Origin of the sequence: Lapidilactobacillus concavus DSM 17758 (genome assembly GCF_001435835.1) — a bacterium.
GTDB lineage: Bacteria > Bacillota > Bacilli > Lactobacillales > Lactobacillaceae > Lapidilactobacillus > Lapidilactobacillus concavus.
The window spans coordinates 53,589-75,730 of sequence record NZ_AZFX01000004.1; the positions used below are offsets into that span (position 1 = coordinate 53,589).

Here is a 22,142-nt window from a genome sequence, read left to right on the forward strand (position 1 = left end):
GGAGGTTGTGTTAGCATGACACAGTTAACGAAGATTTGTATTATGAACGCGCTGAAGAATGATTTGTCTATTTGCGAACGTTCGCATTATACGGCTACCCAGCTCTTGAATTCGGTCAATATCTCACGGTCAACGCTGTATTATCATTTTAATGGCGGGATTGAAGATGCACTAGTTTATACAGTTGATCATGAATTGATTCAACCATTGACGAAAGAGCAGATGGATTGGCGGCAATCAACAGTGTTTATCTTAGGTTACGTCGCAAATCACCAAATGTTAACGCGTAATGTTTACGCGCTTGCTGGAAATGCGCTTAGTTTAGCGATGGTGCGTCAACAACTCGTCAATGCGCTCGTCACTGGCAATCAAACGAATTATCAACCCGCGCAACTTCAATTGCTATGTGGCGCACTCGTTGCAGAAGTTCAATTTTGGTTGGCGAGTAATTTCCAAGAGGATGCGGATGAGATTTGTGCGCGCCTAACGACCTTTGATCAGCTTTTGTCCAAACTAGATTAAGTGTCATAAAATTGGACAGAACCCAGTATCTGTGAGTTGTGTAGGCAGCCTAACCCGGTATGATGAAGTTATCGATGTTGACGCTTTCTTAGCCCTAAATATTCATCGAAAGGGAGCGTGTGAATTATCGAAATCAACATGATTCATTGGGCGGTTTTTGACTCGGTTTGTTATAATAGACTCATGAATGTTTGGAGGTGAAAAGATGATCCGTCCTGCAAGAAAAGAAGATGCACCGGAAGTTATTCCAATCCTGATGCAGATTTTAAATGATATGGAGTTAGATGCCATCAAGACGTATGGTGCTGATCAAATTGCCGATTTGTTAATTGCGGCGTTTGCCAGCGATACTTATCGTTATGGCTACCTGCAGACGTTAGTGTATGCTGATGATCAGGATCGTGTTCAAGGGATTTGTGTGGGGTACCCCGCCAGTGCTGAAGTAACCATTGATGATGGGTTAAAGCCTTATTTGAAGGAAAAGCACTTGCCAGAAGATACCCAACTTTTCCATGATCAAGAAGCGTGGGCCAAGGAGTGGTACTTGGATTCACTTGCCGTTGCACCTGATGCGCAAGGGCAGGGGATCGGCGGTCAGTTGCTTGATTATTTGCCGACGTATTTACAACCCAAAGGTGAGACCAAAATTAGCTTGAATGTTGATTTTGGTAATCCTAAGGCGAAACAATTGTATCTCCATCATGGCTTTGAGCACGTTGGCGAGATTATGATTGGCGCTCATCACTATGAACATTTGGTGCGTGCCATCTAGCAGAATTGAGATTGGTTCGATCTACCGATTCAAGCTGAATCGATGTATTCAATCCATCAATTCATTAAGATAAAACGAAATCCACCTTCAAGTCGAGGTTAGACACGATTTGAAGGTGGATTTCGTTTTTTTGATGAGGTGAAATGACTAGAATTAGATTCGACATCGTTGTTGCAAATCGGTGGCGAGATCCATTGCCAATTCTGTCATGTCGATTGTTCGAAAAAGTGTGATGATCTGATGACAATTCGACAAATCAGGAGCTTGCCCCATTAAGAAAGCATTTAAAGCCTGATCATACTAAATAATGAGGTGAGCGAGGGCATCGTGGGAGTCGCGATGAACTTTAATGAATGCCAAATATTGCGGAATGATAGAATAAGCTTGTAAATTGAATAGGCGATGCACAATTTCGAAGGCGAGTCTGATTGTTGCGTTGACCACAATCTGCGGATACTGATTAAGACGATCTAAATGCTTCTGAACATATTTGGTCATAAAAATAAGGTCAGCTTTACTGAATAAATCGACGGTTAACGTAAATAGTTGTACATCATATAAGGTCCAATTGCTGTTCTTAAGGAGAAAACGCAAAACTTCATCGTGTAGTTCTGTCGGAATCTGCGTGTGCCTTAAATTGGCGAGCATCACTTGACCAATTGTATGTAATTGACGTCGCGTCAATTGATCGAGTTGCGCATATTGGGTCGGAATTTCGTCGAGGAGCGTTTGTAGACGTGCAGCATCACGGTTACGCTGAGCTTTAGTTAAACTCAAGCAGTAGTTGCTGATAGGAGCCATCATAGGCGTAATCATGGCAGAATTCTTGGACACTAACATGCATTCGTGCCAGCATGGCAACTAGGGCAGCGGAATTCATCGTTGACTGATCGCGTTCAAAAGATGAAACAGCTTGCTTGGTGACAATGTGATCCGCCACATCAGTTAACGACAGGTTTCTTTGGACGCGATAGTGATGAAAAACTTCTCCCATAGTTGGCATTTTGAAACACCTCGTCAATTTAATTTTACGAAACGTCATCGTTTGTTTGTAAGCGCTATACTAATTACTGAAGGAGGATAGCGTAAAAAAATCAAAGTTGGACTTTCGTGTATTTAATTACAATATCTATATTACCATGAAATGGGGTATCGGCGCGTCGTGTCCTGAATCATATTTAGTTATTTCTCGAGGGGGGATACAGACACGGTTGCGCACGTCCCATATCAATAGATCTCAGAGTTGATCAATCATCTACAGAAGAGGGTGTTTCGATGAAAGTCAAAAAGTTTGACCTTGTGATGATTGCTTTTCAACTGATGCTGGTTGCAATCTTGTTCTTCATCATCATGTCGTTGGTCAAGATTGTCAATGGACAAGCGACAATTGAAACGATTGTAAGCGGCGATCGCGAATATCACAACGTGCTTCTAGGAACGTTTATTCAAAGTGGGCAGATACAATCAGTTCAGACGACCATTCCTTTTTCATTGAACGTATTGGTTCCGGTGATACTTGGATCGTCCCTGATTAATGGGTTGGCAATCAATTTGTCGCTGATTTATGCGGCGCTAGAACTTCCGGTGGTGATTGCGGTAATCATCACGTTGATCGTTTTAAGGCGCATTCAGCATCATCAGATCTTCACATCACATAGTGCCCATTTGTTAAAGAAGGCAGGCGTGGTCGGACTGATTTTATCGCTCTCAATCACAATTTTGCTTCCAGCCATCGTTCATTCGGCTAGTCAAGGCCTAATCAATTTACCGATGGTTTTTCACATTGATTATGATATCTTAATCTGGTTTGCCTTCATGATTATTGGCGAGGTGATTGGGAGAGCGTCAAATCATCTTGCCATGCCTGAAAATGTTTCAGATGATGCACGCGAAGCGACGGCAATCAAAGCTGAATTGAGTCGCAACTAGTCTCGCGCTGATCGATGAACGAACAATCAATGATGCAACGTCATGAATAATGTAATGTTATTCAAAATCATAAACAAAAACAGAACCCATCTTCGATCGAGTCACTATCTCGAATCGAAGATGGGTTCTGTGTTTCAATGTGATGATCAAGTCACACTTAATCTGGTACAAAATTAGTTAGCCGGTTAAAACGAAAATTCACCTTGGTTTGATTATTCAAAGACCACTGATTTAAAGTTGCGGCAACCAACAAGCTAGGCAAAATATCTGTCTCGTTTTGAATCGTGAGTTGTAGACCGTCGAGCTTTTTTCTGAAGAGTGTTGGTTCGGCATTAAAGATAGTTCGCAATCCGTGTGTCGTTTGATAGGTGTTAGAGCCAATTGTGCCCATCACGGTCCAATTCAGATTGGAAACGTAGGCAAACTGGTGCCAGACACCGGTCAACTTACGGATCTGGCCAATCGGCTCATGATCAAGTTCCAATTGATAGACTTGAACGAAGTTGCTTTTAGTGAGCGAAATACGACCGAGATAGTCGCCGGTAATCGTCAATAGATTGAGGGTGCCTTGACCAAAGCTGAAGCGTCCGGTCAGAAGGAATTGGGGCTCATAATCTTTATTGAAAACAAACTGACTCTTGATGCCACTTTGATTCTGATTCAACAAATAATAAGTTATCATTGACCCACTTCACCACCCAATCAGTTAACGTTGAGAAAGTGCCCATTGAATTGCCTTTGCAACGCCATCATCTAAATTAGTGGCGGTTGTGAAGGTGGCAATTTCTTTAATCGCTGGAATTGCGTTACCCATCGCGACGCCAACGCCTGCTGCGCTGATCATCGAAAAGTCATTCAGATTATCACCAATTGCCATAACTTCTTCTTTAGGGACGCCCTTTTGTGCAGCATAGTCAATTAAAGCGAGCCCCTTTTGCGCACGAATACTATTAATTTCAATATTGTTTGGTGAAGAGGAGGTGATGACAATTTCATCACTGGATTGATACTGGTTGCGAATTGACATGAAGGCATCTGGACCATTCTCAGAGAAGACTAGGATTTTCATCACACGATAGTTGTCATCTTCAAGAATGCGGTCATAGTTATCAATGTAATTGATATTCATGATTTCCAGACGAGCCGCAGCTAAGGCAACGGCAATTTTATATGTTGTATCTGGATTGAGGTTGACCAATAAGTCGGCAACGTTTTGAATTCGACGGACTTTACTTTCCGAATAAACACCGTGGTCGGTCACTAATTCAAAGTAGAAATCAGCGTCTCGCAATTCCTTCACGAGGTGGGCTGCGGTGGTTCGCGCAATGGGCTCGTTCACAACAACCTGTCCTTCGATATTGAAGACCTGCGCACCGTTCAAGGTGATGTAAGCAGGATTCAAGCCTACCTGTTTCAAAATCGGTTGAGCTTCACTCAAGCCGCGGCCTGTCGCGACCATGAATTCAATGCCTGCCTCTTGTGCTTTTTGAATCGCAGCAACATTCTTGGCAGAAATCGACATCTTGTCGTTAAGCAACGTGCCATCCATATCTGACGCAATAATCGAAATCAAAAAATCACCTTCTTTAATAGTTAATTTTAGTGTAGCATATGAGAGTGAACAAAGTAAAAAAAGGTGTGATAAAAATGAATCAATTGATTCATAATGACTGGGAGCAAGTTCTTTCTTCCGTTTTTGAGTCACCAGAATATGCACGATTGCATCAATTTTTAAAGCAAGAGTATGCCAGTCAGACCATCTATCCCGATATGTATCATATTTTTCAAGCGTTTGAGTGGACGAGTTTCGCAGAGACTAAGGTGGTCATCTTGGGGCAAGACCCGTATCATGAACCTCATCAGGCACATGGGTTGAGTTTCTCGGTGTTGCCAGGCAATGATTTACCACCGTCACTACGCAATATCTATAAGGAACTCCAAACAGACGTCGGTGCCACGCCGGTCAAACACGGCTATCTGAAGTCGTGGGCAGATCAAGGTGTTTTATTACTCAACTCGGTGTTAACGGTTCGCGCACACCAAGCTTATTCACATCGCAATCACGGCTGGGAATTATTGACGGATGCTGCCATTAAGGCACTCGCTCAACGAGGAGGCGTGGTCTTTATTTTATGGGGCAATGCAGCCAAGGCTAAACGCGAGTTCATTGATGAAACGAAGAACAAAGTCATCACATCTGTGCATCCGAGCCCGTTATCTGCATCGCGAGGCTTTTTTGGGTCGCGCCCTTTTTCGCAAGCTAATCAAGCGTTGATTGCGTTTGGAGAGCAACCAATCAATTGGCAATTGCCAGAGACACCTGAGGCTGAAGTCTAATCTCGTGTTCCAATTTAGTGGGGTGTCGAAATTTGATTTGTTCGATTGCTTCCGCTAAAATCAAAATTTAGATGGGAACCTTGTCACTCAGCCAACCTTGATCGTGGTTGTGTCTCACGGTGCACAAAGTTCATAAATAAGTCTGGTACAATCAACCTAAACGCGCTAGAATAGTATAAAAAGCGCTTTCTAACGGAGGAATAATAATGGATTTATTCAAGAGTCTCGAAGAAAAAATTGACGGTAAAAACATCAAGATCGTTTTCCCAGAAGGTGCAGAACCACGGATCATTGGTGCAGCTGTTCGTTTGAAGGCTGACCATGTTTTAGAACCTATTTTGCTGGGTGTGCAGTCCGAAGTTGAAAAAGTTGCGAAAGCGAATGGCTTCCACGTTGAAAGCTTGCAAGTGATCGATCCAGAGGCCTATCCAACTGCCGACTTCGATGTGATGGTGGCATCGTTTGTCGAACGGCGCAAAGGGAAGGCGACTGAAGAACAGGCACGCGAGATTTTGCGTGATCCGAATTACTTTGGCACGATGTTGGTTTATCTTGGTGTTGTCGATGGTATGGTTTCTGGTATCATCCATTCAACCGGTGAAACGGTACGTCCTGCTTTACAGATCATTAAGACGAAACCAGGCGTTTCTCGAACTTCTGGCGCTTTTGTGATGCAACGTGGCCATGGCAGTGAGCGTTACCTCTTCTCTGATTGTGCAATCAACATTGATCCTAGTGCCCAAGAATTGGCAGAGATTGCCGTTGAGTCAGCCAAGACTGCTGAATTATTTGATATTGAGCCAAGAGTTTCCTTATTGAGTTTCTCAACTAAAGGCTCTGCAAAGTCACCTCAAGTCGATAAGGTTGCAGAGGCAACTGCTATCGCGCAGAAATTGGCACCTCAATATCCAATTGATGGTGAATTACAATTTGATGCTTCCTACGTCCCTTCGGTTGCAGCACAAAAGGCACCTGGATCGAAGGTCGCTGGTAAGGCAACGGTTTATGTTTTCCCAGAACTTCAATCAGGTAATATTGGTTACAAAATTGCGCAACGTTTTGGCAACTTCGAAGCCATCGGACCAATTTTGCAAGGCTTGAATCAACCCGTATCAGATCTTTCTCGCGGAGCAAATGAGGAAGATGTATACAAGCTCGCTATCATCACGGCGGCACAATCTTTACTGTAAAGAGGCAAATCATTGGAATTTCAAACAAAAAGTGCGACAGAAACGGAATCAATTGGTCAACAATTAGCACCGTTGTTATTGCCGGGGGATCTGATTCTTCTAGAGGGTGATTTAGGCGCCGGTAAAACGACATTTACACGAGGCTTGGCACAAGCTCTAGGCGTTAAACGAGCGATTAAGAGCCCCACGTTTACGATTATTCGAGAATATCGAGATGGTCGGTTGCCACTCTTTCATATGGATCTCTATCGATTAGAACACAGTTCAGCAGAGGACCTTGGGCTCGAAGAATATTTTGAGGGTAACGGTGTGTCAATCGTTGAATGGCCAGAATTTGGTCAAGACGTCATTCCGGAACAGTATTTGCGAATCGAAATCAAACGAACGGGTGAATCGGATGACGGCCGACGATTTAAGTTGACTGCGTTTGGACAACGACCAACTGAGCTGTTAAGGGCCCTTAAGGAGCATTTAGTCGATGAATCCTGAAGAGATTGAAGTTACCTTGCGTGAAGCTATTCCTACGGATGCTGCGCAATTACTCGAATTTTGGCGTCAAGAAGTGTTGCCTTGTGATTTTCTGGTGACTGATGATTTTGATGCGGCAATTTCACCACATATCTTGGCAGAAGAAATTGCAACGATTTACGAATCCGATAATAATCTCTTGCTGTTAGCATTTGCTGATCAAGACTTAGTCGGTTATTTGCGGATTGCCGCGGAGCAAAGTTATCAACGCGGTCATGTGGGCGAGTTAGGCATTATTGTGTCAGAAAAGTTTAGGCATCAAGGCCTTGGCCAGGCATTAATGACGGCAGGGCTCGATTGGGTCGTTGAGGAATCCCAATTAAAACGCGTCGAGCTTTATGTTCAGAAAAGGAATAAAGTGGCTCAAAAACTGTATGAGCACTTCGATTTTAAAACTGAAGGTGAACTACCTGATAGTTTTCGTCGCAAAGACGGACAATTAATCAGTACGTTACTCATGGCAAGGCTCTTTTGATGAGACGCGGCTCAAGATGAGTGACATCATCGAAGAACAGATTAAAACACACCTGAATTTTATCCCTAATTGAACAACTTCCGATTTGTGGAAATTCAATTAGGCGTAAACTCAGGTGTGTTTTTCGTTTGGATTTCTTTGTTAAACCATGGTCACTAGTTTCTTGAGCGTCTCTTGTCCAAATTGCTGTTCTTGAGCTAACAAGATGTTTGCGCAGGCATAGCTGTCTGCGAGCGCATTATGATGATTGTTTAGTTCAATCTGTAAGTATCTAGAAACCGTATCTAATTTGTGATTTGGTAATTCGGGATATAGTCGGCGACTCGTTTTGACCGTGTCAACTGCTAAGAAATGAGGTGGTTCGATCTCATATTTCAGTAACGTTTGTTGGAGAACCTTGATGTCAAACTTTGCATTGTGTGCCGCAACCAGTTGATCCATTGAAAAGAGTGTAGAAATATGCTGCCAAACTTGATCAAATGTTGGTGCGGTTGCGACTTTTGCACGATTTAAGCCATTGATTCGTGTGTTCCAAATGTTGAAGTCACTTTGTGGATTGATCAAGGTGTAAAAATTGTTCACAATCTGATCGTGACGGACGGCCACGATTGCTAGTGAACAGGCGCTATCGGGTTTGCTATTGGCGGTCTCAAAATCTATTGCAATAAAATTCATTTCAAAAAACAACTCCTAAATTGAAAGATCTAACTCAACAGGGCAGTGATCAGATCCGTAAATGTCTGCGAGAATGGTGGCATCTTGGATTTTTGACTGTAGATCATCGCTGACGACGAAGTAGTCAATTCGCCAACCCGCATTATGTTCACGCGCGTGGAATCGATAGCTCCACCAAGAATAGGCATCGGTTTGATCTGGATGTAAGTAGCGGAATGAATCTGTAAAGCCCTGACTGAGTAAGGTCGTGAAACTTGCTCGCTCAGCATCTGAGAACCCTGCGTTATGATGATTTGTTTTTGGATTTTTCAAGTCGATTTCTTCGTGTGCCACGTTGAGATCACCGCAGAAAACGACCGACTTCTTTTGAGATAACTCATGAACATAATGGCGAAAAGCTTCGTCCCATTCTAGTCGATAGGGAAGTCGCTTCAATTCGCTCTGAGAATTTGGCGTGTAACAAGTGAGCAGGTAAAAATCCGGATATTCTAACGTAATGACTCGGCCTTCGTGATCATGGACCTCAATTCCTAAGCCATAGCTAACGTTAAGTGGCGTTGCTTTTGTGAAAATCGCAGTCCCAGAATAACCCTTACGCTCGGCGTAGTTGAAATATTGGTGGTAGCCTGGCAGATCAAGAACGACTTGGTCTGCCTGCATTTTTGTTTCTTGAAGGCAGAAGAAGTCCGCATCAAGCGCCTTGAATGTTGTTAAAAAATCTTTCTTGAGAACAGCTCGCAAGCCGTTGACGTTCCACGAAATCAATTTCATGATCAATACTCCTATCATTTCGATATCACTCAGCATGACACTACGCCTATTGTAACAAATTTGCTTGGCAAAGTGTCAAAAGCTGCAAACGTTCATCGCCATGACTCGGTTAAAAAATAGCGCTCGTTGGGGAAGAGATTTTTTGGAAAGGTTTGATAGTTATTTGTGCTATTTTTTGTTAGACTAGTTTTAGAAGTTTTATGACTAATAGTCAAAAAAAGGAAGATTAGATGTCAATTTTTAGTGATTTGAATATTCCGATACTTGAAAATACCTTGATGAGTCACTACACCTTCACATTAACAGGAGGGCCAGCCGACTATCTAGCCTTCCCTAAGAATGAAGCGGAAGTGGCGCAGCTGATTAAACGAGCACATGCTCATCAGTTGCCTGTGACCGTGATTGGTAATGCCAGCAACATGATTATTCGTGATGGCGGTATCAGTGGGTTAGTGATTCTGTTGACTCGAATTGATGCCGTTGAGCGACAGGGTAATCAATTGGTTGCTAGCGCGGGAATGCCTCTGATGGCTGTTTCTGAAGCTGCATATCGTTATGGCTTGAGCGGCTTAGAATTTGCAGCTGGTATTCCCGGTAGCGTTGGCGGTGCCGTATTCATGAATGCAGGTGCCTATGGTGGTGAGGTGAGTGATGCCATCACTGAGATCACTGTGCTCGATGAGCTAGGTGAATTGCATCAGATCAAAGGTGATGATATTCATTTTGCCTATCGTCACAGCATTGTTCAAGAAGCGCCATTGACGGTTTTGTCAGCAACTTTTCAACTGAAGCCGGGGGATGCCGAATTGATTCGTCAACGGATGGATGCTTACAATCAAGCCCGTGCAGCCAAGCAACCGCTAGATTTACCTTCCTGTGGAAGTGTGTTTAAACGTCCAGAAGGTTATTATACGGGCCCATTGATTCAACAAGCGGGTTTACAAGGCAAAATTGTTGGTGGTGCGCAAGTTTCGAAGAAACATGCGGGATTCATCGTCAATATCAACCATGCCACCGCAACAGACTATCTTGATTTGATTCATTTGATTCAGCACACGATCAAAGAAAAATTCGGTGTCGATCTCGAGACAGAAGTTAGGATCATCGGGCGTGAAAAATAAGGCCCATGAGCCGCTCGAGACGTTTATTTAGTTAACAGCCTCTGAATTTCAAGAACTTATCCCACCATTTATAATTACACGAAAAAGCCTGAATTCATTTTTTGAATTCAGACTTTTTTTGCGTTTATCTAAATCTCGGTCGGCGACTCCGAAACTTGATGATGGTGCGGCCAAGATGAGGCGCGGTTGGAAAAGTTTCTAGTGCCGGGATCAGCTCATCAAAGCTAATCTCTTCGGTAGGTGGCAATTGTGTTGCAGCTGGCCAAAAGTGATCTGCAAAAAGTTGCCAGATTTCTTCACGATTGGTCGTCGGATAGTGAACGGAATCGATGCCATGCATCGTGATGCCACGCAAAATAAATGGTAAGATCGTCGTTTCAAGTTTGATGCCGCCAGCGTTACCGCTGACGACTAATTGACCGTTTTGCTGAATTTGCGGAATAAGGTGAGTCAGATTGGCCCCCCCGACATTGTCAAAAACAACGGCGTATTTTTGCTTTGCTAAAGGTTTGACTGCTGAGAGTTGAAGCTGATTGGGGTCGACAATGGTGGTGGCACCCATGCGTGTCAATGTCTCGGCAACATCGGTTTGGCGCGTAACCGCAGTTAAGTGACGATAACCAAGCTTTGCAAGAATGCTCAGTTGCCAGCCGCCGACACCCCCGGTAGCACCGGTAATCAGAATAGGCGCCGTTTTATCGGACATGGCTAAGCTATCGAGCACTTTTGTAATGCCAATTGCGGCAGTGACACCGGCGGTTCCAATCATCATGGCCTCGCGAAGTGAGCGTGGTGCAATGAGATGTTGTAAGAATTCACCGGGAATATCAACAATCTCTTGATAACCGCCATCGAGGGCAATGCCGATATCCCAGCCCGTACCGACAACCTGGTCACCCACTTGAAAGCCAGGATGGTTCGAAGCAAGCACCCAACCGCTAAAATCAATGCCGGGCACACGAGGAAAGTTGCGGATAACGCCACTGTTCGGTTTTAACGTGAGCGCATCTTTATAGTTGATGTCGCTGTAGGCCACTTGAACGCGGACAATGTTTGGTTGCAGGTCGCCGATTTTTTGGTTGACGATTTTAGCTACTGGTAAATTATCTTGTAAGGAGAGTTGCAGAATTTTCTTAAGCATGGATTTCACCTACTAAAGTTAGTTGACGCTTTCATTATATCGGTCTTGGTGCCTCATGCCAAGTTTAAATTGATTCGGCAATCATTGTGATTGTTGGTTGGCAGAATTGGTTCTTTAGATGGTGCCAAAGGACACAAATCAACGATGATTTATGATATTTTTTTAGTCCTAGGTCTTGGCACTTTGACGCGAATAGGTTATACTGATTCACGAATGTAGTAAACAAGAAGTTAACTAACAAAAAGTTTAATGAACAAATCAATCGGTGCCAATTTTTCAGCTAATGATGACTTGTGGCATCAGCGAATGGTAATGGAGGTGTCAGGATGGAATTTGGGCAAAAATTAAGATCGTTACGTGTGCTCAAGAATTTAACGCAAGAAGAGCTAGGCGAACGGACGGATTTAACAAAGGGCTACATCTCACAATTGGAGAATAATCAATCTTCGCCAACCGTCGAGACGTTATCCGATATTTTGACGGTACTCGGGGTAACGTTGGCGGAGTTCTTTTCGGATCGGCATCCGGCGCAACAGGTCCTCTTCAAGATTCAGGATCAGGTCAAGTATGATGACCCAGATTTAGGGTATCACCTAAGCTGGTTAGTCACGGAATCAAACGAGCATGAAATGGAACCAGTGTTACTGACAATTGATCCTGGCGGAAGTTTCAAGTCCTTCGAACCTTCCCCTTCAGAAAGTTTTATCTACGTGCTGAAAGGCATGGTCACGTTATCTTGGGGAGATCAAGAGGAAACGGCACGCATGCATGAGAGTCTGTATTTCCCAGCAACACAGCCACATCAACTCAGCAATCCGTTCTCAAAGCCGGTCACATTGTTGCTCGTTGCAACGGAGTCTTATCTATAGTCCTTGGAGGTTGACATGCAAAAACCAATTATTGAATTAAAGAAAATTACAAAGCGTTACGATGATGGGTTTACGGCTTTGGAGAACATTAATATGACGATCGAGCCGGGAAAATTCTATTCCTTACTTGGACCATCGGGTTCTGGTAAGACGACGATCCTACGAATTATTGCCGGATTTACAGATGCGACGGAGGGTGATGTTGTTTTTGAAGGTAACAAGATCAACGCACTACCTGCCAACCAGCGAAAGGTGAATACCGTTTTCCAAAATTACGCCTTATTCCCACATATGGATGTTTTTGAAAACGTCGCATTTGGGCTCACATTGAAGAAGATGCCTAAGCAAGAGATTCGTAAACGTGTGTTGAATGCCTTGAAAGTCGTTCAATTGCCTGATTATGCTAATCGCGAGATCAGTGAATTATCTGGTGGTCAGCAACAGCGTGTAGCGATTGCACGGGCGATCGTCAACGAACCAAAAGTCTTGTTGCTGGACGAGCCGTTGTCGGCACTGGATATGAAGCTACGAAAAGACATGCAGTATGAACTACGTGAATTACAACAACGCCTGAAGATTACATTTATCTTTGTCACGCATGATCAGGAAGAGGCATTGGCAATGAGTGACGAGATTTTTGTCATGAATGATGGGCAAGTTTTACAGAGTGGGACGCCGGTTGATATTTACGATGAGCCAATCAACCACTTTGTTGCGAATTTCATTGGTGAAAGTAATATTCTCCCTGGGAAAATGCTTAAGGATTTCGAGGTCCAATTTGTCGGTAAATCGTTTGAATGTGCGGACGCCGGCATGCGACCAAATGAAAAAGTTGAAGTCGTTTTACGCCCAGAGGATCTAGATATCACCACGCCAGAGCAGGGGAAATTGGTTGTTAAGGTTGACACTCAGCTTTTCCGTGGCGATCATTTCGAAATCGTCGGGTACGACGAAGACGGTAATGAATGGTTGATTCATTCGACTAATCCGGTTAAAGATGGTAAGCAAATCGGGTTGACTTTTGAGCCAGAAGATATTCATGTCATGCGTTTTGGCGAGAAGGAAGCCGATTTCGATGCCCGTCTGGAACAATACGAGGAGGATTAAGGCTTGAAAAAAACACGTTCATTCTTTATGGTGCCTTATCTTGCTTGGATCATCCTGTTTGTTATCGCACCGTTGATTTTGATTTTGTACCAATCTTTGACTAATAATCAAGGCCAGTGGACGCTACAGAATTTTCAAACCTATGCGACGAGCTGGACTTATTTGAAGATGACGCTGAATTCATTTTGGTATGCGTTGCTGATTACGGCGGTCACGTTGTTGATCAGTTATCCAACGGCTTATATTTTAAGTAAGATGAAACGTCAACAATTATGGCTATTGCTAATTATTTTACCAACGTGGATCAATTTACTGCTCAAGACTTACGCGTTTATTGGCTTGTTGAGTCGAACGGGGACGGTCAATCAGTTCTTGGCGTTTATTGGTATTGGGCCGAGACAATTACTGTTCTCTGACTTTAGTTTCTTGCTCGTTGCCAGTTACATCGAGATTCCATTTATGATTTTGCCAATTTACAATGCGATCGTGCAGTTAGATCCTGCATTGGTCAACGCGAGTCGTGATCTGGGTGCGACAAATTTTCAGACTTTTACAAAAGTGGTTTTTCCCTTAACAATTAGCGGGGTTAAGGCAGGAATTCAAGCAGTCTTCATTCCATCGTTGTCGCTGTTCATGATTACCCGCTTGATTGGTGGTAACCGAGTGATTACCTTGGGCACTGCAATTGAAGAACATTTCTTAACGACAATGAATTGGGGCATGGGTTCAACGATTGGTGTTGTCCTGATTGTCATGATGTTCATCATGATGATGCTGACGAATGATCGTAAAAAGAAACGGCAGGAGGTGTTACCAAATGAAGAAAAGACGAATTAGTTCGATTTACCTGATCATTGTCTTTGCCTTGTTATACGCGCCAATTTTCTATTTAATCTTTTATTCTTTCAATCAGGGCGGCGATATGAATAAGTTCACTGGATTCACTTGGGAACACTATTCAGCCTTATTTGCAGATCAGCGCATGATCGTCATCGTATTAGACACGTTATTACTAGCTTTACTTTCTTCCGTCATTGCAACTCTAGTTGGAACTTTCGGCGCACTGGGAATTGCTGCCCGCAAGCAAAAAAAGATGAAGTCGGCGTTACTCACATTAAATAACGTGTTAATGGTTTCGCCAGATGTCATTATTGGTGCGAGCTTCTTGATTCTATTCACGTCACTAGGTATCAGTTTGGGCTTTGGTTCGGTCTTGATCAGTCATATTGCCTTTTCGATTCCAATCGTGGTCTTACTCGTCTTGCCAAAAGTTGACGAATTGGATCCAGCATTGCTGAATGCCGCTCAAGATTTAGGTGCGACACGTTGGCAGACCTTCTCACGCGTCATCATTCCGTTTATTACACCTGGAATTTTCTCAGGATTTTTCATGGCATTCACGTATTCACTGGATGATTTCGCGGTCACTTTCTTCGTCACTGGGAATGGATTCGCCACGTTAGCGGTTGAGATATACTCGCGCGCTCGCCAGGGGATTAGCCTTGAAATCAATGCCTTATCCGCGGTGATGTTTGTCTTCGCATTGATTTTGGTAGTTGGCTATTATTTCATCGATCAATATTCGCGCACTCGCCGTCAAAAGCGCAAGCATCACCAGAATGAAACCCAGAACGAGGGGGTCATGTTACCATGAAAAAGTTACTCTCACTTTCATTAATGATTCTAGCCCTCTGTGGGATCCTGTGGTTCGGAAGTTATCATTTGTCGCAGAGTCAAGGCGCTGTCACCACTCAGAACACCTTGAACTTGTATAACTGGGGAGATTACATCGATCCTAAGCTCATTACCAAATTTGAAAAACAAACGGGTTACCACGTTCAATACGAGACTTTCGATAGTAATGAAGCCATGTTCACGAAGATCCAGCAAGGTGGAACTGCCTATGATCTTGCTGTTCCCAGCGATTATATGATTGAAAAAATGCGCAAAGCGAATTTATTGGTGCCAATCCAGACGAAAAAGTTATCGAATTTCAAATACTTGTCCAAGGACTTTTTGAACAAGAGTTTCGATCCTCATAATCGTTATTCAGTACCTTATTTCTGGGGAACGCTGGGAATTATCTATAACGATCAAGAAGTGAAGGCTTCGGAGATGCAGCATTGGGATGACTTATGGAATCCTAAGTGGAAGGACCAGATCATGCTGGTTGATTCTGCTCGTGATATTATGGGACTCTCGTTGATCTCGCAAGGGCATTCTGTCAACTCGACGAATCTGAAAGAAATGGTTGCTGCACAGGAAAAGTTGAATCAACTTTCTGGCAATGTTAAAGCAGTTCTTGCGGATGAAATCAAGCTTTATATGATTCAAAATGAGGCGCCAATTGCCGTCACCTGGTCCGGTGAAGCTAGCGAGATGCTGGATGCCAACTCACACCTACATTACGTGGTGCCAAGTGAGGGCAGTAATCTTTGGTTTGATAACATTGTGATTCCTAAGACCGCTAAAAATATCAAGGCAGCCTATGCCTTTCTTAATTTTATGCTTGATCCGAAAAATGCCGCACAAAACGCAGAATATGTTGGTTATGCGACGCCTAATGAGGCCGGGATGAAGATTTTACCGGCCGCAATTCGTCAGGATAAGCAATTTTATCCGCCTGCAAGCACCATTGATAAATTGGAAGTTTATCAAGATCTTGGGCAAACCAAAGTCGAAGAGTACAACGATTTGTTTTTGAAGTTCAAGATGTATCGTCAATAATAATCTGTCCATCAAGATGGGTTCGAGGCCCGTTTGGAAGGTAGATTGCCACAAAAAAAGTCGCAGATTTTTTCTGCGACTTTTTCTATGCGATTCTTAAACGGTCAAACTATCTGGATCGGTTGCTTTACCCACGACACCGTCGAGTTGATCGATGATGTCTATTTCAGCTGGGGTCAATTTGAAATCAAAAATATCGGCGTTCTCTCTCATTCGCGCCTCGTGTTTTGTTTTGGGGATTGGAATGAAGTTGTGGACCAACGACCAACGTAGCGCGACTTGAGCAACAGTTTTATTGTGAGCCGCAGCAATCTTCTTGAGGGCATCGACTTTGGTGATTTTCCCAGCACCAAGTGGGCTGTAGGCTTCTGGAATAATATTGTGGTCGCGACAATAATCAACGACTTCTTCTTGTAATTCACCTGGTGCTAAGAAAAGTTGGTTGATCATTGGTGTAATTTTTTGTGTTCTCGCAAGTGCTTGTAAATGATTTACTTGGAAATTAGAAACACCAATCGCTTTCAGTCGGCCATCGCGATAGAGGTCTTCCATCGCTCGCCACGATTCGGCGTTGGCGTGTTCCCAATTATCACGAAACGCAATAGGCTTCGGCCAGTGCATCAAGAAAAGATCGAGGTAATCACATTCTAAGTTGTCGATGCTTTGATCGACGGCTTCAATCGTTGCATCGTAACCGCGGACATCATTGGATAATTTAGACGTGATGAAGACATCCTCACGCGCCAAACCTGCGCTTAATACGCCTCGACCTACACCAATTTCGTTATGGTAATCAGCAGCGGTATCAAAAAGACGATAGCCAATTCGAATCGCAGTTTCAACGGACTTGGCCGCAACTTCGTCTGACATCCCAGCTGTTCCGAGCCCCATAACCGGGATTTTCAAACCATTCTCAAGGGTATAAGTATCAAAAAGTGTTGACATAAAATGCTCCTTTCTCACTTTTCGTTCATCAAATGCTAGCTTTAGCGTAACATGTTGAGTAAGCGGATTCCTTTTTTTGGCTCAGATGAATTTTGCGTGAGGAGGAACTGCTGAGATTAAAAATTGTTTTTATTCTTGGGTTGGGGGGCGAATTATTAGCGGCAATAAGGTATGATTAAAATAAAAAAAGGATGATTTACGGATATGGTAACGAGGGGTTTTGAAGTTGTTTCAAAGTATCAGGGACAGGGCATTGTTTTGCCTCAACGACAAACAACGAATGCGGCAGGTTATGATTTTTCTGCAGCGGAGGATTTTGTGTTACCATCAATTTGGAAATTAAATTTCGTGAAATTGTTTCGCAAAATTAACAATGAACACGAATTGATGAGCCGCGATTTTATGAAGGCAGAGTCTGCACTACGTCCCTTGTTGGTACCGACGGGAATTAAGGCCAAGATGGCACCCGATGAAGTTTTGCTGTTGATGAATCGGTCTAGCAGTCCGCTGAAACGTTTTTTAGTCTTGCCGAATGGCGTGGGTGTTGTGGATGCTGATTATTATAATAATGAAAGTAATGAAGGCGAGATTTTCTTTCAATTAGTCAATCTGGGACCAAGAGATCAATTGATCAAAAAGGGTGAACGAATCGGCCAAGGTATTTTCATGAAGAATTTGGTAACCGATCAAGATCAACCGACGACTCAAGTTCGCCAAGGCGGTTTTGGGTCATCAGGAAAGTAGTGCGATTAAAGGAGCGTTTTTTACTTGGCAAAAGTTAAAACACAATATGTCTGCCAAAACTGCGGCTATACTTCGCCGACACACTTTGGACGTTGTCCGAATTGTGGGGCGTGGAATCAAATGGTCGAAGAACTTGTTGAACCGACACGCACCTTGAGTTATAAGGCGACACCAAGTCGTCGGCAGGATAGTCAGCAGCATCAACCAGAGCTATTGAGTCAAGTCGATATGAAACCGGAACCCCGAGTCAAAACGGATCTCGAAGAACTGAATCGTGTTTTGGGCGGTGGTATTGTACCGGGCTCGCTGATCTTAATTGGTGGTGATCCGGGAATTGGAAAGTCGACTTTATTATTGCAGGTTTCTGGGCAGTTACAAGCAACACATGAGAAGGTTTTGTACATTTCCGGGGAAGAAAGCGCCTCACAAATTAAGCTTAGAGCGTCGCGTTTAGGGGTGAAAGGTGCTAAGCTATACTTATATCCGGAAACCAACATGGCGGTCATCAGACAAACGATTACTGACCTTGATCCCAAATATATTATTGTCGATTCGGTCCAAACGATGAATGAACCTGAACTAAATTCAGTCGTTGGCAGTGTTTCACAGATCCGTGAAGTCACTGCAGAATTGATGAAAATCGCGAAGAACGAACAGCGGACCATTTTTTTGGTTGGCCATGTGACTAAAGATGGTGCAATTGCGGGTCCTAAAATGCTCGAGCATATGGTAGATACCGTCCTATATTTTGAAGGTGATACTCATCATAGTTATCGCATTCTGCGCTCGGTCAAAAATCGGTTTGGGTCGACCAATGAAATTGGTATTTTTGAAATGCGAACGGATGGGTTACACGAGGTCGCCAATCCTTCTGAAATCTTTTTGGAGGAACGTCTGGCTGGTTCAACTGGCTCTGCAGTGGTGGTTTCGATGGAAGGCACACGGCCAATTTTAGTTGAGATTCAGGCGTTGCTGGCGCCAACAATGTTCGGAAATGCCAAGCGAACTTCAACAGGGATTGATCACAATAAAGTTGCGCTATTGATGGCGGTTTTGGAAAAGCGTGCGAATCTGATGTTGCAGAATCAAGATGCTTACCTAAAAGCAACGGGCGGCGTTAAGTTAAATGAACCCGCTATCGACTTGGCAACTGCGTTGGCGATCGCTTCGAGTTATCGGGATTGGGAAATCGCACCGGATGATTGCTTCATCGGTGAAATTGGCTTAACGGGTGAAATTCGGCGAGTCAATCGAATCGAGCAGCGATTAGCAGAGGCAACTAAGCTCGGTTTCAAGCGCGCATTTATTCCCAAGAATAATCTTGCTGGATTAAAGATTCCCAAGGGATTGACAGTTGTTGGCTTAACGACGATCAGCGAAGCGATTAAGCGTGTTTTTAAAACGGATAAGTAACACCGTACGGATGGTGTGCTGACTGGTCATGAGGGCTATTGAAGCTTAGCTTTTAAACAAAAGAACTTTGAAGGGGGGTGAAAAAATGAAAAGAGGACGTCGGTTAGTTGGACGAGCTTTATTCGTGGTCATTGGGTTAGCTATTGGTTATTCGGTGCTACCTTTCTTATGGGAGCTTTTTCGCATTAGTCAGGTTGGTTGGCTAAATAACGGGGTGACCAATGCCATTATTGGCGCATTGATTTTTTATTTGCTGTCATTCATCTTCATCGATCCGATTCTTGCCTTTATTCGAAAAACTGAGAAGCAGCTGCTCACAATCAATCCTTCCAAGATCTTATTTGGATCGTTATTCTTGTTAGTGGGTCTCATCTTAGCCAATGTGATTGCTATTCCATTGTACCGAATTAATTTCTTCTTAGTCAGTACGGTACTACCCGTCTTTTTAATGATCTTTCTAGGTTACCTTGGGTTCCGCATCGGAGTCACACAGACTGATGATTGGCGAAAGCTGTTCAAGAGTCGTCGGGGAAACGATATTGAGAACCTGATTTATGATCAGAAAACGGATGATAATTTTCGCAAGTATAAGATTTTAGACACGAGCGTGATTATCGACGGACGGATTCATGAGATCGTGAAGACTGGATTTGTTGAGGGTGTCTTGTTAGTGCCAGACTTTGTTGTTCATGAACTACAATTGATCTCCGATTCCGCCGATAGCTTGAAACGGGCACGTGGTCGTCGAGGTTTAGATATCTTGAATGATATGAAGAGTGATCCAGAAGTCAAGATTGAAAATTATGATGGTGACTTCGAAGATATGACGGAAGTTGATTCGAAGTTGATCAAGCTTGCAAAGTTGATTGATGGCGTTGTTGTCACGAATGATTACAATCTGAATAAGGTTTCGGAATTCCAGAATGTGCCAGTTTTAAATATTAATCAATTGGCAAATTCGATGAAACCTGCAGTATTACCTGGCGAGGCCATGGAAGTTACGGTCGTCAAAACAGGCACAGAGCGTCAACAGGGGGTTGCGTATCTCGAAGATGGGACAATGGTGGTTGTTGAGGATGGTCAGTACTATCTCAACAAGACACTCAAAGTCATTGTGACGAGTGCACTTCAAACCGCGGCAGGCCGAATGATTTTTGCCAAGCCACAACATGCTACTCATGGGATTACTGGAAGTAGTAGTTCGAAGAATAAGAAGTAAACTCAGGGGAGACTCAATTTGAGGTATCGCAAGTGGCGATGAAACACACGAGTGAAACCTTTTGAGGGGTCCCTCTTGTTTTATGAATGTAAAATCGTTACACTAGTATTTGATATTTTTGATAAATAAGGGAGTTTTTGTAACATGGCAAATGAAGAGATTCGGGTTCGTTACGCACCAAGTCCCACAGGTCATCTCCACATTGGTAACGCTCGGACAGCGCTATTCAATTATCTGTTCGCACGTCACAATAAGGGTAAATTTATTATTCGTATTGAGGATACTGATACGAAACGTAACATCGAAGGTGGCGAACAAAGCCAGCTCGAGAATCTGAAATGGCTCGGCATGGATTGGGATGAAGGCCCTGATCTTGGCGGTGATTATGGTCCATACCGTCAATCTGAACGGATGGCAATTTATCGTCCTTTGATTCAACAATTGCTCGATGAGGGTAAGGCTTACGAATCTTATAAGACGGAAGAGGAGCTCGAAGCAGAACGCGAGCAACAACGCGCTAACAGTGAGATGCCTCATTACGTTTATGAATACGCAGGCATGAATGCTGAAGAGAAAGCTGCTAAGATTGCTGAAGCCAAGGCTAAAGGACTCGAACCTGTGATTCGTTTCCATGTTCCAGAAAATCATACTTACAAATTCAAAGATTTAGTCAAAGGTCAGATTAGTTTTGATTCCGAGAGTGTTGGTGGGGACTTCGTGATTCAGAAACGCGATGGCATGCCAACGTATAACTTTGCGGTTGTCGTGGATGATCATATGATGAAAATCAGCCATGTTTTGCGTGGTGATGATCACATTGCCAACACGCCAAAACAATTGATGATCTACGAGGCATTTGGTTGGACGCCACCAGTATTCGGTCACATGACGCTGATCATCAACACTGAAACGGGTAAGAAATTAAGCAAACGTGATGAAAGTGTGCTTCAATTCATCGAACAATATCGTGAATTGGGTTACTTGCCAGACGCGATGTTTAATTTCATCGCATTATTGGGTTGGTCACCAGTTGGAACAAACGAGATCTTTACACGTAAAGAATTAATCAAGGAGTTTGATGAGAAGCGTCTCAGCCGCTCGCCAGCTTCTTTCGATGGCAAGAAGTTAGAATGGGTTAATAATCAGTACGTGAAGAAGTCTGACAGCGAATTGATCACCGACTTGAGTTTGTATGAGTTAATCAAGGCAGGCCGTATTCCGGCAAACCCAGAACCCAACCAAATTGAGTGGGCACGTCAATTGATTGCCTTATACAAAGATCAGATGAGTTATGCGGCTCAAATCGTTGAGCTTTCTGATATCTTCTTTGAAGAGCCTGATCAACTCGACGAATCCGCAATGAAAGAGTTAGCAGATGATGATGCCTTGACCGTTCTGAATGCTTTCCGCGCGGGCATTGTGTCATTATCACAATTCACCTCCGTTCAAATCATGAAGGTGGTCAAGCAAGTTCAACACGATACGGGTGTCAAGGGTCGCAAACTCTACATGCCAATCCGGATTGCAACCACGCGTTCAATGCACGGACCACAACTCGGAGAGTCTGTTGAATTATTAGGACTCACGAAAACGTTACACCATATCGATGAAACATTAGCACAAATGAAAGCATAATTTATGATACAATAGGCTCAAG

General features: G+C 43.5%; 25 protein-coding genes. 17 read left to right on the forward strand and 8 right to left on the reverse strand.

The genetic code is table 11. The features are described 5' to 3' along the window. Positions 1–15 precede the first annotated feature (15 nt). Both FC15_RS01415 and FC15_RS01420 read left to right on the forward strand, forming a co-directional pair. Entirely contained in the window at positions 16–522 is a 507-nt protein-coding gene (locus FC15_RS01415; protein WP_057823199.1) for a hypothetical protein, read from the forward strand. A gap of 205 nt (positions 523–727) precedes the next feature. Continuing rightward, positions 728–1,294: a GNAT family N-acetyltransferase gene (locus tag FC15_RS01420; protein ID WP_057823201.1), complete on the forward strand. Its 567-nt coding sequence runs from the start codon at positions 728–730 to the stop codon at positions 1,292–1,294. A 300-nt stretch (positions 1,295–1,594) separates the two neighbouring features. Here FC15_RS01420 and FC15_RS01425 read toward each other — a convergent pair whose 3' ends face one another. Both FC15_RS01425 and FC15_RS09220 read right to left on the reverse strand, forming a co-directional pair. Continuing rightward, complete coding sequence (locus tag FC15_RS01425) at positions 1,595–2,071, reverse strand: Rgg family transcriptional regulator (protein ID WP_057823203.1); 477 nt, start codon at positions 2,069–2,071, stop codon at positions 1,595–1,597. Next, positions 2,058–2,297: a helix-turn-helix domain-containing protein gene (locus FC15_RS09220; protein WP_057823205.1), complete on the reverse strand. Its 240-nt coding sequence runs from the start codon at positions 2,295–2,297 to the stop codon at positions 2,058–2,060. Before FC15_RS09220 ends, FC15_RS01425 begins: the two co-directional genes overlap by 14 nt. 272 nt (positions 2,298–2,569) lie before the next feature. Here FC15_RS09220 and FC15_RS01435 point away from each other — a divergent pair, with 272 nt between their 5' ends. Further along, complete coding sequence (locus FC15_RS01435; protein ID WP_057823206.1) at positions 2,570–3,223, forward strand: hypothetical protein; 654 nt, start codon at positions 2,570–2,572, stop codon at positions 3,221–3,223. A gap of 157 nt (positions 3,224–3,380) precedes the next feature. On the opposite strand, the gene FC15_RS01440 is transcribed toward FC15_RS01435, so the two are convergent. Beyond that, positions 3,381–3,905: a hypothetical protein gene (locus FC15_RS01440; RefSeq protein ID WP_057823209.1), complete on the reverse strand. Its 525-nt coding sequence runs from the start codon at positions 3,903–3,905 to the stop codon at positions 3,381–3,383. Between the two features lie 24 nt (positions 3,906–3,929). Then, a complete protein-coding gene (locus FC15_RS01445; protein ID WP_057823212.1) occupies positions 3,930–4,796 on the reverse strand; it encodes a Cof-type HAD-IIB family hydrolase in 867 nt (288 codons plus the stop codon). 74 nt (positions 4,797–4,870) lie between these two features. On the opposite strand from FC15_RS01445, the gene FC15_RS01450 reads away from it, so the two are divergent. The 4 genes from FC15_RS01450 to FC15_RS01465 all read left to right on the forward strand — a co-directional run bounded on the left by FC15_RS01450 (position 4,871) and on the right by FC15_RS01465 (position 7,753). Continuing rightward, a complete protein-coding gene (locus tag FC15_RS01450) occupies positions 4,871–5,560 on the forward strand; it encodes a uracil-DNA glycosylase (protein WP_057823214.1) in 690 nt (229 codons plus the stop codon). Between the two features lie 206 nt (positions 5,561–5,766). Beyond that, entirely contained in the window at positions 5,767–6,750 is a 984-nt protein-coding gene (gene pta, locus FC15_RS01455; protein ID WP_057823216.1) for a phosphate acetyltransferase, read from the forward strand. Positions 6,751–6,762: 12 nt separating this feature from the next. Further along, entirely contained in the window at positions 6,763–7,239 is a 477-nt protein-coding gene (gene tsaE / locus FC15_RS01460; RefSeq protein WP_057823219.1) for a tRNA (adenosine(37)-N6)-threonylcarbamoyltransferase complex ATPase subunit type 1 TsaE, read from the forward strand. Then, on the forward strand, positions 7,229–7,753 hold the full coding sequence (locus tag FC15_RS01465; protein ID WP_057823222.1) for a GNAT family N-acetyltransferase: 525 nt from the start codon (positions 7,229–7,231) through the stop codon (positions 7,751–7,753). Before tsaE ends, FC15_RS01465 begins: the two co-directional genes overlap by 11 nt. 141 nt (positions 7,754–7,894) lie before the next feature. Here FC15_RS01465 and FC15_RS01470 read toward each other — a convergent pair whose 3' ends face one another. Both FC15_RS01470 and FC15_RS01475 read right to left on the reverse strand, forming a co-directional pair. Then, positions 7,895–8,428, reverse strand: a complete 534-nt coding sequence (locus tag FC15_RS01470) for a 3'-5' exonuclease (RefSeq protein ID WP_057823225.1) — start codon at positions 8,426–8,428, stop codon at positions 7,895–7,897. Between the two features lie 15 nt (positions 8,429–8,443). Then, positions 8,444–9,199 carry an exodeoxyribonuclease III gene (locus tag FC15_RS01475; RefSeq protein ID WP_057823227.1) on the reverse strand — a complete coding sequence of 252 codons (756 nt, stop codon included), beginning with the start codon at positions 9,197–9,199 and terminating at the stop codon, positions 8,444–8,446. A gap of 230 nt (positions 9,200–9,429) precedes the next feature. Here FC15_RS01475 and murB point away from each other — a divergent pair, with 230 nt between their 5' ends. Next, a complete protein-coding gene (murB, locus tag FC15_RS01480; protein ID WP_057823228.1) occupies positions 9,430–10,320 on the forward strand; it encodes a UDP-N-acetylmuramate dehydrogenase in 891 nt (296 codons plus the stop codon). A 124-nt stretch (positions 10,321–10,444) separates the two neighbouring features. Here the strand turns inward: murB and FC15_RS01485 are convergent, their stop codons facing one another. Continuing rightward, positions 10,445–11,461: a YhdH/YhfP family quinone oxidoreductase gene (locus tag FC15_RS01485; protein WP_057823230.1), complete on the reverse strand. Its 1,017-nt coding sequence runs from the start codon at positions 11,459–11,461 to the stop codon at positions 10,445–10,447. Positions 11,462–11,787: 326 nt separating this feature from the next. Here FC15_RS01485 and FC15_RS01490 point away from each other — a divergent pair, with 326 nt between their 5' ends. The 5 genes from FC15_RS01490 to FC15_RS01510 are packed head-to-tail and all read left to right on the forward strand — an operon-like array spanning position 11,788 to position 16,164. After that, entirely contained in the window at positions 11,788–12,330 is a 543-nt protein-coding gene (locus FC15_RS01490; protein WP_057823234.1) for a helix-turn-helix domain-containing protein, read from the forward strand. A gap of 15 nt (positions 12,331–12,345) precedes the next feature. Continuing rightward, positions 12,346–13,437 (forward strand): ABC transporter ATP-binding protein, encoded by a 1,092-nt coding sequence (locus tag FC15_RS01495; protein WP_057823236.1) that lies wholly within the window; start codon positions 12,346–12,348, stop codon positions 13,435–13,437. Between the two features lie 27 nt (positions 13,438–13,464). Then, positions 13,465–14,274, forward strand: a complete 810-nt coding sequence (locus FC15_RS01500; RefSeq protein ID WP_057823267.1) for an ABC transporter permease — start codon at positions 13,465–13,467, stop codon at positions 14,272–14,274. Then, positions 14,255–15,091, forward strand: a complete 837-nt coding sequence (locus FC15_RS01505; protein WP_057823237.1) for an ABC transporter permease — start codon at positions 14,255–14,257, stop codon at positions 15,089–15,091. The genes FC15_RS01500 and FC15_RS01505 overlap by 20 nt, the downstream gene beginning before the upstream one ends. Then, positions 15,088–16,164 carry an ABC transporter substrate-binding protein gene (locus FC15_RS01510; RefSeq protein WP_057823238.1) on the forward strand — a complete coding sequence of 359 codons (1,077 nt, stop codon included), beginning with the start codon at positions 15,088–15,090 and terminating at the stop codon, positions 16,162–16,164. The genes FC15_RS01505 and FC15_RS01510 overlap by 4 nt, the downstream gene beginning before the upstream one ends. A gap of 96 nt (positions 16,165–16,260) precedes the next feature. Here the strand turns inward: FC15_RS01510 and FC15_RS01515 are convergent, their stop codons facing one another. After that, positions 16,261–17,109 carry an aldo/keto reductase gene (locus FC15_RS01515; RefSeq protein WP_057823239.1) on the reverse strand — a complete coding sequence of 283 codons (849 nt, stop codon included), beginning with the start codon at positions 17,107–17,109 and terminating at the stop codon, positions 16,261–16,263. Between the two features lie 204 nt (positions 17,110–17,313). Here FC15_RS01515 and FC15_RS01520 point away from each other — a divergent pair, with 204 nt between their 5' ends. The 4 genes from FC15_RS01520 (at position 17,314) to gltX (ending at position 22,120) form a co-directional block, all read left to right on the forward strand. Beyond that, positions 17,314–17,853, forward strand: a complete 540-nt coding sequence (locus FC15_RS01520; protein ID WP_057823241.1) for a dCTP deaminase/dUTPase family protein — start codon at positions 17,314–17,316, stop codon at positions 17,851–17,853. 24 nt (positions 17,854–17,877) lie between these two features. Further along, positions 17,878–19,266, forward strand: a complete 1,389-nt coding sequence (gene radA / locus FC15_RS01525; RefSeq protein ID WP_057823243.1) for a DNA repair protein RadA — start codon at positions 17,878–17,880, stop codon at positions 19,264–19,266. Between the two features lie 85 nt (positions 19,267–19,351). Then, positions 19,352–20,485 carry a PIN/TRAM domain-containing protein gene (locus FC15_RS01530; protein WP_057823244.1) on the forward strand — a complete coding sequence of 378 codons (1,134 nt, stop codon included), beginning with the start codon at positions 19,352–19,354 and terminating at the stop codon, positions 20,483–20,485. 144 nt (positions 20,486–20,629) lie between these two features. Further along, positions 20,630–22,120: a glutamate--tRNA ligase gene (gltX, locus tag FC15_RS01535; RefSeq protein ID WP_057823245.1), complete on the forward strand. Its 1,491-nt coding sequence runs from the start codon at positions 20,630–20,632 to the stop codon at positions 22,118–22,120. Positions 22,121–22,142: the final 22 nt, after the last annotated feature.